Raw genomic sequence first — 14,571 nt, forward strand, 5'->3', positions numbered from 1 at the left:
CTGTTCGGTAGGCTTGGCATTCAGACGATTGGAACGGGGTGGGGATATGGTGAGACGCTCGTTCATCGCGGGCCTTGTCGGCGCAATCGGTTTTGGCAGAGTAAGGGCGAGTGAAATGGTCACGCGCTTCCCGCCAGTTCCAACATGGCACCCCTCATTTGAACAGCCGCTTGATGAAGTCGTCGGGCGCGTGAACTACTATACAAATGGCAAACGGGACTTCGTGGTCTTCACGCATGGCACTTGCATCATACTCGAAGATGGCCTGTCCGACGCGGGTGCCAGCGCCTTCGCGTTAAAGACGCTTGCCGAAATACTTGGCTTCCATCCGGATATGAACCCTGCGCCTATGGACGATGGGAACATCATTGTTCGCTACAACCATCCCGCCGTGAACGTTGTATTGAACGCGGTAGCCAAGACTCACTGGTCAGAGATTGAGAGAATGCATTTGGAAGGGCTCACGAAGTCTGAGGTTCTTATAACACCGCTTGGACCCAATAAGTTTGATGACTTTGGAAAACAGGCGCTTCTGGGCAGAGCGTATATGTTCATGGACGCTCAGCATCCGAAGATTAAAGCGATTCATCGCCATCGGTAGCGTCCGCTTCTGCTCGCAAACAGGCCGCCCGCGGTTTTGATGCTATGATCAGTTCGTCCCACCACACGCTTCCCCGACGAAGGCCGGGGCCCAGTGGTGGGCGGGTTATGGCGGGGGCTGGTCTTTCTTGCATCTGCCCTACCTACTGGGCCCCCGGCCTTCGCCGGGGGAAGCGCGTCTTGGGGCGGCGCGCTCCCGTCAGATCAACGCCGCCGAGAACGCGCTCTTATCGCCGTGCCAGCGCGCCACCGCCGCCGCCCGGTCCTTTTCCGCCGCTGCCGTCTGCCCCAGCGCTGTCAGCGCGTCGGCCCTGATCGACAGGCTCACCGGGTCGAGCGGGCGGCGGGCGAGGGCGGCGTTGGCTTGGGCGAGCGCTTGCTGGGCATCGCCCGTGGCCAGCAAAGCGGCGGCGAGGCTGCGTTCGGTTGGATACCACCACACGGGCGGATCATCGAAATGGACCAGGACCTTGGAGGTCTCGATCTTCGCCGCCGTGCGATACGCTTTCACCGCGTCGTCCGGGCGGTGTTCCAGCATGGCGGCGCGGCCTTCCAGCACGGCCTTGGCGATGCGCATCAGCGCGGTTGCCTGCAGGCTGGCATCTTCCTTGTCGGCGGGGCCAGCACGCAGCGGGATCGCTGCTGCTTCGGCACGGACTGCGGCGGCATTGCCGAGGCGCGCATAGGCTTCGCCGCGCGCATAATGGCGATAGGCGCGCAGGAAGCCGTATGCCGCGCCGGGTTCGGGCAGCGCCAGCACTGCCGCCGGATCGGCGAAGCGGCCTTGGGCGAAATAGGCGGTGCCGCCGACCATTTGCTGGAACGGATCGGATTTGGGTGCGCGCGACAGCGCCCCGAGGACGGGCTCGGACAGCGCCAATGCATCTTTCGCGTCGCCCGCGATCAACGCGCCGCCAATGCCGAAATGGACGTTGTGCGCATGGTAAGGCTGGCGGAACACGCCGTCGGGCTCGGGCGCATGCGCGGCCTTCGCATCGGCCACGCCCAGCGCCGCCGCGCGGACATTGGCGTCGGCGGCATCCTGATAGCGGCCGATCCAGTAATAGGTATGGCTCGGCATATGGATCAAATGGCTGGCGGCGGGGGCGAGCGCGGCGAGGCGGTCGGCATAGCGCTCGGCGCGGGCCGGGAAGCCGTTCATCTCGGTCGCGTGGATGTAGAAATGGATGGCGGGGGTGAAATCCGGGTTGCGCTTGAGCACCGTCTCGAGCAGCGCGACCGCGCGCGGCAGCGTGTCGCCGCGCTCGCCCAGCGCCGCCGGGATCATCCAGGCATCGGCGGCGAGCGTGAGCAGTTCGTCATTTTCGGGATGCGCGACCGCGATCGCTTCCATCGCGCGGGCGTAGGCGATGTCGCCGGGGCCTTTGCCGCCGCCATTTTTGTAGCGCAGCGCGAGGGCCGCGAGCAGTTGGCGTTCGAGCAGCGGGCCGCTCGCGGCCATCGGGATGGCGGCGTCGACCAGCTTGCCCATCTTCACTTGGGTGGCGGCGTCGACGGGGAAGTTGATCGTCGGGCCGCCCGACCAGGCTTCGCCCCAGCGGCACATCGCGCAGGCCGGGTCGAGTCGCGCGGCTTCGGCAAAGGCGGCGTGTCCGGCATCGTGCGCGAAGGCGTGGCTGAGTTGCAGGCCGTTGTCGAAAAAAAACGCCTGAGCCTGCGGCTTGGCGGTGCGGATCGGGAGCGCGCCCGCGCCGAAGCCGGGCAGGATGCGCGCGACGCTGGGGGCGATGGTGTCGTCGCCGCAAATGGCGTGCGGCGGCGCGCTGGCGGTCGCGCGCGCCACTTCGGCCGTGGGGGCGAGCAACAGCAGCAGTGGCGCAATCTTCAACACGCGCATCACGGGTCCCCGGGCAAGTTCCCTGCGCGATAGCCGATCGCGACGAACCGAGCCATGCTTGAGATACGCACGCGCCTCGCCTAAGCACCGGGCATGACCCAGCTCTCGCTCTCGACCAACGACATTCGTCGCAGCTTCCTCGATTATTTCGCGGCCAATGGCCATGCGAAGGTCCCGTCCGCACCGTTGGTGCCGCAGAACGACCCGACGCTGATGTTCGTCAATGCCGGGATGGTGCCGTTCAAGAACGTGTTCACCGGCCTGGAATCGCGGCCCTATTCGACCGCGACGTCTTCGCAAAAGTGCGTGCGCGCGGGCGGTAAGCATAATGACCTCGACAATGTCGGCTATACCGCGCGGCACCACACTTTTTTCGAGATGCTCGGCAATTTCTCGTTCGGCGATTATTTCAAGGAACGCGCGATCACGCTCGCCTGGAATTTGCTGACCAAGGAATGGGGGCTCGACCCCAACCGGCTGACCGTCACCGTCTATCACACCGATGACGAAGCGTTCGATTTGTGGCGCAAGATCGCGGGATTGCCCGAAGAGCGCATCATCCGCATCGCCACCAACGACAATTTCTGGTCGATGGGCGACACCGGCCCGTGCGGGCCGTGCTCGGAGATCTTCTTCGACCATGGCGACCATATTTATGGTGGCCCGCCGGGAAGCCCCGAGGAAGATGGCGACCGTTTCGTCGAGATCTGGAACCTCGTCTTCATGCAGTTCGACCAGGCCGCCGATGGCACGCGCACGCCGCTGCCGCGCCCGTCGATCGACACCGGCATGGGGCTGGAGCGCGTGGCCGCCGTGCTGCAGGGCGTGCACGACAATTATGATACCGACACCTTCAAGGCGCTGATCGCGGCGTCGGTGGCGCTGTCTGGCGCGCCGCTGACGCCCGAGACGCAGGCGAGCCACCGCGTGATTGCCGATCATTTGCGCTCGTCGGGCTTCCTCGTCGCCGATGGCGTGTTGCCCGCCAATGAGGGGCGTGGCTATGTGCTGCGCCGGATCATGCGCCGCGCGATGCGCCATGCGCATTTGCTGGGCGCGAAGGAGCCGTTGATGCACCGGCTGGTGTCGGCGCTGGTTTCGGAAATGGGTGCGGCTTACCCCGAACTGGTGCGCGCGCAGGCGTCGATCGAATCGACCTTGCTGCAGGAAGAAACGCAGTTCCGCCGCACCTTGGTGAACGGTTTGCGGCTGCTGGAAGAAGCGACCGCAGGGATGGCCGAAGGCGACACGCTGCCGGGCGAGACCGCGTTCAAGCTCTACGACACGTTCGGTTTTCCGTATGATTTGACCGAGGATGCGCTGCGGCGCCAGGGCTTCGGGATCGATCGCGCCGGGTTCGACACCGCCATGGCCGAGCAGAAGCGCGCCGCGCGCGCCGCTTGGAAGGGATCGGGCCAGCGCGCCTCGGATGATGTGTGGTTCGACATTGCCGAAGCCAGCGGCAGCACCGAGTTCATCGGCTATGCCAGCGAAGAAGGCGAGGGCCAGGTCGTCGCGATCGTCAAGGATGGCGCGCGGGTCGAGCGCGCCGGGCCGGGGGAGACGGTCGAGATCGTCGTCAACCAGACGCCTTTCTATGCCGAGAGCGGCGGCCAAGTCGGCGATACCGGCACGCTGACGGGTGGCGGCGTGCTGGCGCATGTCGAGGATACGCGCAAATATCTCGGCCGCCTGTTCGCGCATCAGGCGAAGATCGAACAGGGCGAGATCGCGGTTGGCGATGCGCTGCATCTGACGATCGACAGCGGCCGGCGCGACCGGATTCGCGCCAACCATTCGGCGACGCACTTGCTGCACGAGGCGCTGCGCCAGCGGCTGGGGCTGCATGTCGCGCAAAAGGGCAGCCTGGTCGCGCCCGAGCGGCTGCGCTTCGACTTTTCGCAACCGACCGCGATCGACCCCGCCGCACTGGCGCAGGTCGAGGTCGACGTGAACCACCAGATCCGTGCCAACGGCCCGGTCACGACTCGCTTGATGACGCCCGACGAAGCGATCGCGGAAGGGGCGATGGCGCTGTTCGGTGAGAAATATGGCGACGAAGTGCGCGTCGTGTCGATGGGGCGCGAGGGCGACGAGATCTACTCGCTCGAACTGTGCGGCGGCACGCATGTCCGCGCGCTGGGCGACATTGGCCTGTTCACGGTGGTGAGCGAAGGCGCGGTGTCGAGCGGTGTGCGTCGCGTCGAGGCGCTGACGGGTGAGGCGGCGCGGTCTTACCTCACCTCGCGCGACGAGAAACTGCGCGAGGCGGCGACGGCGCTGAAATCCTCGCCCGACGAAGTACCGGCGCGCGTGGCGGCTTTGGTCGAGGACCGGCGGCGGCTGGAGCGTGAATTGGCCGAAGCCAAGAAGGCGCTGGCGCTGGGCGGCGGGGCCGGTGCGGCTGCGGCGGGGCCGGAAGAGGTTGGCGGCGTGCAGTTCCTCGGCCAGGTGGTCGAGGGGCTCGACCCCAAGGGCCTGCGCGGCGCGGTGGACGAGATGAAGCAGCGCGTCGGCTCTGGCATTGCGATGATCGTCGCGGTCAATGAGGGACGTGCGTCGGTGGCGGTTGGTGTGACGGCCGATCTGGTCGCGACGCGCAGCGCGGTCGATCTGCTCAAGATCGCGGTAGCGACGCTGGGCGGGCAGGGTGGCGGCGGTCGCCCCGACATGGCGCAAGGCGGTGGGCCGGATGGTGCGAAGGGTGCCGAGGCGGTTGCGGCGGTGAAGGCCGCGCTGGCACGCTAAGCGCTCACGCCGCAGTCTCGGTTGGCTGCGGCGGTTAGTCCTTGCTCAGGCGCGCGCGGATCAGGCGCGGCGCGACCTCCAGATCGGCGGCGGCCTTGATCTCCTGGCGCAATTCGGCGCGCTTCTCGTGGATCGAGACGATCACCGGGCCGACCGCGACGCCGAGATCGGTCAGCACTGCCTCGGCCAATTGCAGCGAGCTTTCCAGCGTCTCGGGCACTGCGTCGCTCGCGCCTGCTTTGTAAAGTTCGGCGGCATGGGCGGTGTCGCGGGCGCGCGCGATGATCGTCAGATCAGGCACCCACCCACGGACCCGCCGTGTGAGCGCAACGCTCAGCACCGGATCGTCCATCGTCAGGATCAGCGCGCGCGCGCGGCCGAGATTGAGCCGGTCGACCAGTTCCGGGCGCACGACATCGCCGAAAATCACCGGATAGCCATCGGCCCGCGCCGCCTTCACCGCATCGATATCGGCCTCCACCGCGACATAGGGCTGGCCGTGGACTTTCAGCATGTCGCATACCATCCGCCCGACGCGACCGAAGCCAATCACAACGGTGCCGGGGCCTTCCTCCGGGATCGACGCCTCCGGTGAATCACCCTGGCGACGCTCGATCCGCTTGGCCGCGCGTTTGCCAAGCAAGGCGAGCAATGGCGTGATCGTCAGGCCGATCGCGGTGACGGTCTGCCAGAAGCTGGCGAGGCCGGGCGCGAGCAGTTGCGCCTGCCCCGCCGCCCCCAGCACGATCAGCGTCGTTTCGGACGGGCTGCCCATCAACATGCCGGTTTCCGCTGCCACCCCACCCCGGATGCCGGCCAGCCGCAGCAAACCGAAAGTGACCAGCGCCTTGATCGCGACGACGGCGATGATGGCGAGCAGATACGATCCCCAGTCGGCGACGATCGCGCCGAGATCGACGCTCATGCCGACGGTGATGAGGAACACGCCGAGCGCCAGCCCCTTGAACGGCGCGGTCATCACTTCGACTTCGCTGTGGTAATTGGTTTCGGCGATCAGCAGCCCGGCGATCAACGCGCCGACGATCGGGGAGAGCCCGGCTGCCGTCGTCGCCAGGCTCGCGGCGATCACCACCAGCAACGACGCCGCGAGGAACAGTTCCGGGCTCTTGGTGCGCGCCGCCTGGGCGAACAATTTGGGCAGGAAGAAGCGCCCGCCGACGAACAGGATTGCGACCGTCAGGATCGCGCCGCCGCCAACGCGCGCGAATCCCATCCATCCGCCCGCCGCCGCCATCGGCCCCAGCGCGCCCAGAATGAAGATGATCGGCACCAGCGCCAGATCCTCGAACAACAGCATGGCAAACGCCGTACGCCCGACAGGGCTCGACGTGCCCGCGATCGGGAGCACCAGTGCGGTGGACGAAAGCGCAAGCGCAATACCCAGCGCGAACGATCCGGTCCACGCCACGTCCGTCAACAGGTGCAAGCCGGTACCGAGTATCAGCCCCGATCCGATCAATTCCGCCGCACCGGTGCCGAAGACAAGTCGGCGCATCGACCACAAGCGTTTGAACGACAACTCGAGCCCGATCGAAAACAGCAGCAGCACGATGCCGAATTCGGCAAAAGGCTCGATCGCGTGCGGATCGGAAATGGTGATGTGGTAAAGCCAGGGATAGCTGGGGACGAGCGCGCCCAGCCCCGACGGGCCGACCAGTAATCCGACGAGAATGAAACCGATGACCGGGCTGATCTTGGCCCGCGCAAAAGCGGGGATAACGAGCCCGGCTGCCCCCAGGATTACAAGGGCGTCGCTGAAACCGGTGGAGTTTAGGGGAGATGCCATTGCGCCACTGTACGCAACACATTGGCGGCTTGTCAGCTTTTGACTGACAAAAAAGACCTTTAGTGGCCGAAAGACGGTTCGGCGGCCACGGGTCCGTATCGGACGCGGTGGCCGCCAAGTAGATTTGGGAGGAGGGTTAGGCCGAAGCGCCCATCGCCTGTTCGAGATTGACGCGCACCTGCTCGAAGAACTGCTCGGTCGTCATCCACGGCTGATCGGGGCCGATCAGCAGCGCCAGATCCTTGGTCATGTGGCCGTTCTCGACGGTCTGGATGCAGACACGCTCGAGCGTCTCGGCGAATTGGGTCACCTCGGGGGTGCCGTCGAACTTGCCGCGATATTTCAGGCCGCCGGTCCAGGCGAAGATCGACGCGATCGGGTTGGTCGAAGTTGCCTTGCCTTGCTCGTGCTGGCGGAAGTGGCGCGTAACGGTGCCGTGGGCGGCCTCCGCCTCGACCGTCTTGCCATCGGGGGTGAGCAGCACCGAGGTCATCAGGCCGAGCGAGCCGAAGCCCTGTGCAACCTGGTCGGACTGCACGTCGCCATCATAATTCTTGCACGCCCAGACGAATTCGCCGTGCCACTTGAGCGCCGAGGCGACCATGTCGTCGATCAGGCGATGTTCGTAGACGATCCCCGCTTCCTTGAACTTGTCCTTGAACTCGGTCTCGAACACTTCGGCGAACAGATCCTTGAAGCGGCCGTCATAGGCCTTGAGGATGGTGTTCTTGGTCGACAGGTACACCGGCCATTTCAGGTTCAGGCCGTAATGCATCGAGGCGCGCGCGAAATCGCGAATCGAATCGTCAAGATTGTACATCGCCAGCGCGACGCCCGCCGACGGGAATTGGAACACTTCGCGGTCGATCACTTCGCCGTCATCCCCGTCGAACACCAGGCGCAGCTTGCCCGGGCCGGGAACGAGGAAGTCGGTCGCGCGATACTGATCGCCGAATGCGTGGCGGCCGACGACGATCGGGTGCGTCCAGCCTGGGATCAGGCGGGGCACGTTCTTGATCACGATCGGCTCGCGGAAGATGGTGCCGCCGAGAATGTTGCGGATTGTGCCGTTGGGCGACTTCCACATCTTCTTCAGGCCGAATTCCTCGACGCGGGCCTCGTCGGGGGTGATCGTCGCGCATTTCACGCCGACGCCGTATTTCTGGATCGCCTTTGCGCTATCGACCGTGATCTTGTCGTCGGTCGCATCGCGGCTCATCATGCCGAGGTCGTAATATTCCAGATCGATATCGAGATAGGGGAGAATGAGCCGTTCGCGGATCCACTGCCAGATGATCCGCGTCATCTCGTCGCCATCGATTTCCACGACGGGCGTCTTCACCTTGATCTTCGCCATCACGATCTTTCCTATGGGAGTTTCGAGGAGCGTCTAGGAGCATGGCGCGCGGCGATCAACCCGGTGCGGAACGGCAGGAGCGCGGGATGATGATTGTGGCACGGGGGACGTGTGGGGTAGGGAAGGGGGATGCTTCCTCCCGAAACACCAAATCCGTCCGCCGAAGCCGTGAAATGGCGCATCCCCGATCTGCACCCGGAAGGGCGCAAATATGTCGCCATCGCCGGGGTGATCGCGCTGGTCGCATTGGTCTGGTTCGGCTGGTTCGTGGCGTGGCCGTTGATCGGCATCACCTTATGGGTCGCCTTGTTCTTTCGCGATCCGGTACGCGTAACGCCGAGCGGCGAGGGGCTGATCGTATCTCCTGCCGACGGGCTGATTTCGATGATTCAGCGCGTACCGGTGCCGCGCGAACTGGCCGGCCCGAATGGCCTGGGCGATGCGCCGCTGGTGCGCGTGTCGGTGTTCATGTCGGTGTTCGACGTCCATATCAACCGCACGCCGATCGCGGGAACGGTGAAGCAGGTTGTCTATATCTCGGGCAAGTTCGTGAATGCCGAGCTCGACAAAGCAAGCGAGGACAATGAGCGTCAGCATATCGTCGTCGAAGGCCGACCGGCTGCGGATGGCACCGTGCGGCGCATTGGTTTTACGCAAATTGCTGGCCTGCTCGCGCGTCGGATCGTGCCGTTCGTCAAGCCGGGCGACATGGTCGCGGCGGGGCAGCGCATCGGTTTGATTCGCTTCGGCAGCCGGGTTGACGTCTATCTGCCCGATGATTGCGCGTGCCAGGTTGTGCTTGGCCAGCGGAGCGTAGCGGGCGAAACGATCCTTGGCCGCGTAGGCGGCACTATGGCGGCCGGGATCGCGCAGTGATGCGACGGATTGTCATCGCATGAGGTCTCCGTATCGGCGCGGCGCGGCACGGGGGCTGCCACTGCGCGCGGTTGCGCCCAACGCCGTTACCGCGCTTGCTTTGTGTTCCGGCCTGACCGCATTCGCTTCGCGATTGCCGGTCAGTGGGAAACCGCAGTCGTGATGGTGATGATCGCCAGCGTGCTCGACGGGATCGACGGGCGGATCGCGCGCATGGTGCGCGGCGAGAGCCGCTTTGGGGCCGAGCTCGATTCGCTGTCGGATGCCATTTCGTTCGGCGTATCGCCCGCGCTGATCCTCTATTTGTGGTCGCTGAAGGATCTGCCCCGCGTCGGCTGGCTGTGCGCGCTGGTGTTCGCGGTGTTCTGCGCGCTGCGTCTCGCCCGGTTCAACGCAGCGATCGACGTGGTGGAGCAACCGCATAAATCCGCAGGTTTTTTGACTGGCGCGCCCTCTCCGGTCGGTGCCGGGCTGGCGATGCTACCCCTTTATTTGTGGTTCTGGACCGGTCTCGACTGGTGGCGTTCGCCGCTGATCGTAGCGCCCTGGGTCGCGCTGATGGCAGCGTTGATGGTGTCGAGCGTCGCGACCTTCAGTTGGTCTTCGCTGCGTTTGCGCAACAATATCCGCTTCGAAGCAATTGCGGTGGTGGTTCTACTGGGGGCAGCGCTCATCTCCGCTCCCTGGCACACGCTCAGCTTCCTGTGCGTCGCATATCTCGCGACATTGCCGTTCAGCATCGTCGCCTATGCCCGGGTCAAGCGGCTGCGCGCAGCGGCGTCCGTGCCAGCGCTGGGGCGGTCGTCCCCCGCACCCGCAGACGCGGCTCCCTGACCGTTACCTGCGTTTGGAGAGCAGCGAGAGGGTCGGCTCCATCGCGCAAGATCGCGACGATCCGCGGCAGCGCAGGTGCCAGGGTCAGGTAGAAAACAGCAAGGCTCGCGGCGAAGGCACTCGCGAACACCAGAAAACTCACAACGGCCATCGTTCAACTCCTTCATTCACGGTGAAGAGTCACAAAGTCGCAACATTCACGGGCCGTGTTCCGTTCCACGTTCCGCTCTGAGACCCGTTATGTTCTCATTGCGTTCCGTCGTCAAGCGCATTGCCGGACTTGATTTGCCGGAGCGTCTCGGATAAAGGGCGCGCCTTCACACCGCATGGGAAGCACACATCACCGGTGTCCGAGCAGGTTCGCCTGTCCGGATTACTCGCTTCCCAGAGGATCAACCGGAAAGGAACTACCTTATGGCGGCACCTGTCGTCTCCATGCAGCAATTGCTCGAAACGGGCGCGCATTTCGGCCACCAGACGCACCGCTGGAATCCGAAGATGAAGCCCTACATCTTTGGCGACCGCAACGGCGTCCACATTCTCGATCTCTCGCAGACCGTTCCGCTGTTCGCGCGCGCGCTCGAATTCGTCGCAGCGTCGACCGCCGCTGGCGGCAAGGTGCTGTTCGTCGGCACCAAGCGCCAGGCGCAGGAGCCCGTTGCAGAAGCAGCCCGTCGTTCGGGCCAGCATTTCGTCAACCATCGTTGGCTGGGCGGCATGCTCACCAACTGGAAGACCATTTCGGGTTCGATCAAGCGCCTCAAGACGCTGGAAGAGCAGCTTTCGGGCGACACGCACGGCCTGACCAAGAAGGAAGTGCTGCAGCTTACCCGTGAGAAGGACAAGCTCGAGCTGTCGCTCGGCGGCATCCGCGACATGGGCGGCATTCCCGACGTGATGTTCGTGATCGACGCCAACAAGGAAGAGCTGGCGATCAAGGAAGCCAACACGCTGGGGATCCCGGTCGTCGCGATCCTCGATTCGAACGTTTCGCCCGACGGCATCGCCTTCCCGGTTCCGGCCAATGACGACGCCAGCCGCGCCATCCGCCTGTATTGCGAAGCGATTGCGATCGCCGCGACCCGCGGTGGCCATGAGCAGCTGTCGCGTCGCCAGGACATCGGTTCGATGGAAGCTCCGCCCGCCGAGGAAGCGCTGAGCGTTGCTCCGGCTGCGGCCGCCGACATTACGCCGGCAACGACGCGGCTCTGCAGGCCGAGCTGGCTGCGGAAACCGAGCGCCAGATCGACGCGTAAGCGTCGCAGAACTGACATACGGACGGGGTAGGGCGCGGCTCTATCCCGTCCAAAACCATATTCTACTGAGATAAGGACCAACGACATGGCCGAGATCACGGCAGCTGCGGTAAAGGACCTGCGCGAAAAGAGCGGCGCGGGCATGATGGATTGCAAGAAGGCGCTGACCGAAGCCAATGGCGACATGACGGTGGCGATGGACTGGCTGCGCGCCAAGGGCCTCGCCGCGGCCGCCAAGAAGTCCAGCCGCACTGCGGCCGAGGGCCTGATCGGCGTCGAAGTATCGGGCACCAAGGGTGCTGCGGTCGAAGTGAACTCGGAGACGGATTTCGTCGCCAAGAACGAGCAGTTCCAGACCTTCGTTCGCGACGTGACTTCGGTCGCGCTCGAACTGGGTGACGATATCGCGACGATCAAGGCCGCCCCGCTGGGTGCCAAGACGGTCGAGGAAATCCTGACCAACAACATCGCCACGATCGGCGAGAACCAGAACCTGCGTCGCGCCAAGCGCCTCGAAGTGTCGGCTGGCGCGGTTGTTCCCTACATCCACAACGCAGCGGCCCCCGGCCTCGGCAAGATCGGCGTGCTCGTCGCGCTGGAGAGCGAAGCGGGCAAGGATGTGCTCGAGCCGCTCGGCAAGCAGATCGCCATGCACATCGCAGCAGCCTTCCCGCTGGCGCTGAACGAAGATGGCCTCGACCCCGAGATCGTCGAGCGTGAGCGCGCGATCGCGACCGAAAAGGCAGCGGAAAGCGGCAAGCCCGCCGACATCGTCGCCAAGATGGTCGAGGGTGCGATCGCCAAGTATCGCAAGGAAAACGCGCTCGTCAGCCAGCTGCTGGTGATGGACGGCAAGACCAAGATCTCGGACGTCGTTGCCAATGCCGCCAAGGCAGCCGGCACCGCGATCGTGCTCAAGGACTATGTCCGCTTCCAGCTCGGCGAAGGCATCGAGAAGGAAACGAGCGATTTCGCGGCGGAAGTCGCGGCCGCTTCGGGTGTGCCGCAGGCGACTGCATAACACTCGGCCCCGCTCGCGCGCGAGGCCGCAAATGCCGAAGGGCCGTGCCGGTGAGGTGCGGCCCTTCGTGTATTCGATCTGCACGGTTTCCGCGCTTCCAATCGCAGTGCGTGCCCGATAAGGTCCGCGCCGCACCGCCCCCAGGGCGATCATGACCCTTTGCAGTCTGGAATGCCGTGACCACCCCGCACTTTAAACGTATTTTGCTGAAATTGTCGGGCGAGGTCCTGATGGGGGCCGGTGGCCTTTCGATCGACCCTGACGTCATTGCCCGTGTGGCCGCCGAAATCGCCGATGTGAAGCACCAGGGGTATGAACTCTGCGTCGTCGTCGGCGGGGGTAACATCTTCCGGGGTATTTCCGGCGCGGCGCGCGGCATGGACCGCGCCACCGGCGATTATATGGGGATGCTGGCGACCGTGATGAACGCGCTCGCCGTGCAGAACGCGCTGGAAAAGATCGGCGTCGAGACGCGCGTGCAATCGGCGATCCCCATGGCGTCGGTGTGTGAACCCTTCATCCGCCGCCGCGCCGAGCGCCATCTCGAAAAGGGTCGGATCGTGATTTTTGCAGCGGGCGTCGGCAGCCCGTTCTTCACCACCGATAGCGGGGCCGCGTTGCGCGCCGCCGAGATGAAGTGCGACGCCCTGTTCAAGGGCACGTCGGTCGACGGCGTCTATGATGCCGACCCGAAATTGGTCCCGACCGCCAAGCGTTTTGAAACCGTGAGTTACGGCACTGTGCTCGCGCAGGATCTCAAGGTGATGGACGCGAGCGCGATCGCGCTTTGCCGCGACAACAAAATCCCGATCGTCGTCTTCAACATCCGTCAGCCCGGCAATCTTGCTGCGGTTCTGCGCGGTGAAGGCGTGTCGACGGTCGTTCAAACCACAGCAGGAGATTAAGTCATGGCCGCTTATGACAAGGCCGATCTCGAACGCCGCATGGCGGGCAGTGTCGAATCGTTGAAGGGCGATCTCGCCGGTCTGCGCACCGGACGCGCATCGACCTCGCTGCTCGATCCCGTCACCGTCGAGGTCTACGGCGCGCAAATGCCGCTCAATCAGGTGGCGACCGTGTCGGCACCCGAGCCGCGGATGCTGTCGGTACAGGTGTGGGACAAGTCCAATGTCGGCCCGTGCGACAAGGCGATTCGCTCGGCCGGGCTCGGGCTCAACCCGATCGTCGATGGCACCACCCTGCGCTTGCCGATTCCCGATCTGACCGAGGAGCGCCGCAAGGAGTTGGCCAAGCTCGCGGGTAAATATGCCGAGGATGCGCGCATCGCCGCGCGCAATGTGCGTCGTGACGGCATGGATTCGCTCAAGGTCGATGAAAAGAAGGGCCTGTTCGGCGAGGACGAGCGCAAGAAGCTCGAAACCGAAGTGCAGAAGCTGACCGACAAGACGATTGGCGAAATCGATGCGGCGGCGAGCGCCAAGGAAAAGGAAATTTTGGGCAAGTGAGGCCATTTGCCGCCTCTGCTCCCGAGTTGGTGACCGGCAAGGGCGCGGGGGTGTTGCCGCGCCATGTCGCGATCATCATGGATGGCAATGGGCGCTGGGCCAAGAAACGCCATTTGCCGCGGGTCGCTGGCCATCGGCAAGGCGTCGAAGCGGTGCGTCGTATCTCGCGTGCTGCGCGCGCGATGGGGATTGAGGCGCTGACGCTCTATGCCTTTTCGAGCGAGAACTGGCGACGCCCGGAGAGCGAAGTCAGTGACCTGATGGGGTTGCTGCGGCTGTTCATCCGCAATGACCTTGATGAGATGGTGCGCGACAATGTGCAACTGCGGGTGATTGGCGATTATCGCCGGTTCACCCCCGATCTGGTCGAACTGATCGACACCGCAGTCGCGCGTACCGCAGTCAACACCGGGCCGATCCTGGTGATCGCGCTCAATTACGGCGCGCAAGCGGAGATTGCGGCGGCCGCGCGGCGGCTTGCGGAACGCGCGCAAGCAGGCACGCTCGATCCGACGACGATCGACGAAGCCGTGTTCGAGGACGAGCTCGACACGCGCGACCTGCCGCCGCTGGATCTGTTGATTCGCACCTCCGGTGAGGTCCGTTTGTCCAACTTCCTGTTGTGGCAAGCGGCCTATGCCGAATTGCTGTTCGTCGATACGCTGTGGCCCGATTTTGACGCAGATACGCTGGCTGCTGCGGTCGAAACCTTCGGACAGCGGCAGCGTCGGTTCGGGGGCCTGTGACG

General features: G+C 64.5%; 11 protein-coding genes and 1 pseudogene. 9 read left to right on the forward strand and 3 right to left on the reverse strand.

Annotation, left to right across the window (positions count from 1 at the left end):
- Positions 1-49: 49 nt before the first annotated feature.
- Complete coding sequence (locus tag NW75_RS07810; protein WP_197057752.1) at positions 50-601, forward strand: hypothetical protein; 552 nt, start codon at positions 50-52, stop codon at positions 599-601.
- 198 nt (positions 602-799) lie between these two features.
- Here the strand turns inward: NW75_RS07810 and NW75_RS07815 are convergent, their stop codons facing one another.
- On the reverse strand, positions 800-2,458 hold the full coding sequence (locus tag NW75_RS07815; RefSeq protein ID WP_033964587.1) for a hypothetical protein: 1,659 nt from the start codon (positions 2,456-2,458) through the stop codon (positions 800-802).
- Positions 2,459-2,551: 93 nt separating this feature from the next.
- On the opposite strand from NW75_RS07815, the gene alaS reads away from it, so the two are divergent.
- Positions 2,552-5,206: an alanine--tRNA ligase gene (gene alaS / locus NW75_RS07820; RefSeq protein ID WP_033964588.1), complete on the forward strand. Its 2,655-nt coding sequence runs from the start codon at positions 2,552-2,554 to the stop codon at positions 5,204-5,206.
- Between the two features lie 34 nt (positions 5,207-5,240).
- Here alaS and NW75_RS07825 read toward each other — a convergent pair whose 3' ends face one another.
- Positions 5,241-7,013, reverse strand: coding sequence for a cation:proton antiporter domain-containing protein (locus tag NW75_RS07825; protein WP_033964590.1), 1,773 nt, complete (start codon positions 7,011-7,013; stop codon positions 5,241-5,243).
- Between the two features lie 136 nt (positions 7,014-7,149).
- A complete protein-coding gene (locus NW75_RS07830; RefSeq protein ID WP_010403143.1) occupies positions 7,150-8,370 on the reverse strand; it encodes an NADP-dependent isocitrate dehydrogenase in 1,221 nt (406 codons plus the stop codon).
- 129 nt (positions 8,371-8,499) lie between these two features.
- Here NW75_RS07830 and NW75_RS07835 point away from each other — a divergent pair, with 129 nt between their 5' ends.
- The 7 genes and pseudogenes from NW75_RS07835 to NW75_RS07865 all read left to right on the forward strand — a co-directional run bounded on the left by NW75_RS07835 (position 8,500) and on the right by NW75_RS07865 (position 14,569).
- Positions 8,500-9,246: a phosphatidylserine decarboxylase gene (locus NW75_RS07835; protein WP_033964591.1), complete on the forward strand. Its 747-nt coding sequence runs from the start codon at positions 8,500-8,502 to the stop codon at positions 9,244-9,246.
- 19 nt (positions 9,247-9,265) lie between these two features.
- A pseudogene (locus tag NW75_RS07840) lies at positions 9,266-10,080 on the forward strand (CDP-alcohol phosphatidyltransferase family protein).
- A gap of 414 nt (positions 10,081-10,494) precedes the next feature.
- Positions 10,495-11,367 carry a 30S ribosomal protein S2 gene (gene rpsB, locus NW75_RS07845; RefSeq protein WP_156142993.1) on the forward strand — a complete coding sequence of 291 codons (873 nt, stop codon included), beginning with the start codon at positions 10,495-10,497 and terminating at the stop codon, positions 11,365-11,367.
- Positions 11,368-11,421: 54 nt separating this feature from the next.
- Positions 11,422-12,357 (forward strand): translation elongation factor Ts, encoded by a 936-nt coding sequence (tsf, locus tag NW75_RS07850; protein ID WP_033964595.1) that lies wholly within the window; start codon positions 11,422-11,424, stop codon positions 12,355-12,357.
- A 176-nt stretch (positions 12,358-12,533) separates the two neighbouring features.
- On the forward strand, positions 12,534-13,262 hold the full coding sequence (pyrH, locus tag NW75_RS07855) for a UMP kinase (protein WP_033964598.1): 729 nt from the start codon (positions 12,534-12,536) through the stop codon (positions 13,260-13,262).
- A gap of 3 nt (positions 13,263-13,265) precedes the next feature.
- Positions 13,266-13,823, forward strand: a complete 558-nt coding sequence (frr, locus tag NW75_RS07860; RefSeq protein ID WP_033964599.1) for a ribosome recycling factor — start codon at positions 13,266-13,268, stop codon at positions 13,821-13,823.
- Positions 13,820-14,569 (forward strand): isoprenyl transferase, encoded by a 750-nt coding sequence (locus NW75_RS07865; RefSeq protein ID WP_260591475.1) that lies wholly within the window; start codon positions 13,820-13,822, stop codon positions 14,567-14,569. The genes frr and NW75_RS07865 overlap by 4 nt, the downstream gene beginning before the upstream one ends.
- Positions 14,570-14,571: the final 2 nt, after the last annotated feature.

Origin of the sequence: Sphingomonas sp. Ant H11 (genome assembly GCF_000797515.1) — a bacterium.
Taxonomy (GTDB): Bacteria; Pseudomonadota; Alphaproteobacteria; order Sphingomonadales; family Sphingomonadaceae; genus Sphingomonas.

Coding starts and splice junctions, on each gene's coding strand:
- rpsB (WP_156142993.1), top strand. CDS start 10,495: ATGGCGGCACCTGTCGTCTCCATGCAGCAATTGCTCGAAACGGGCGCG.
- NW75_RS07835 (WP_033964591.1), top strand. CDS start 8,500: ATGCTTCCTCCCGAAACACCAAATCCGTCCGCCGAAGCCGTGAAATGG.
- frr (WP_033964599.1), top strand. CDS start 13,266: ATGGCCGCTTATGACAAGGCCGATCTCGAACGCCGCATGGCGGGCAGT.
- tsf (WP_033964595.1), top strand. CDS start 11,422: ATGGCCGAGATCACGGCAGCTGCGGTAAAGGACCTGCGCGAAAAGAGC.
- alaS (WP_033964588.1), top strand. CDS start 2,552: ATGACCCAGCTCTCGCTCTCGACCAACGACATTCGTCGCAGCTTCCTC.
- NW75_RS07815 (WP_033964587.1), bottom strand. CDS start 2,458: ATGCGCGTGTTGAAGATTGCGCCACTGCTGCTGTTGCTCGCCCCCACG.
- NW75_RS07830 (WP_010403143.1), bottom strand. CDS start 8,370: ATGGCGAAGATCAAGGTGAAGACGCCCGTCGTGGAAATCGATGGCGAC.
- NW75_RS07825 (WP_033964590.1), bottom strand. CDS start 7,013: ATGGCATCTCCCCTAAACTCCACCGGTTTCAGCGACGCCCTTGTAATC.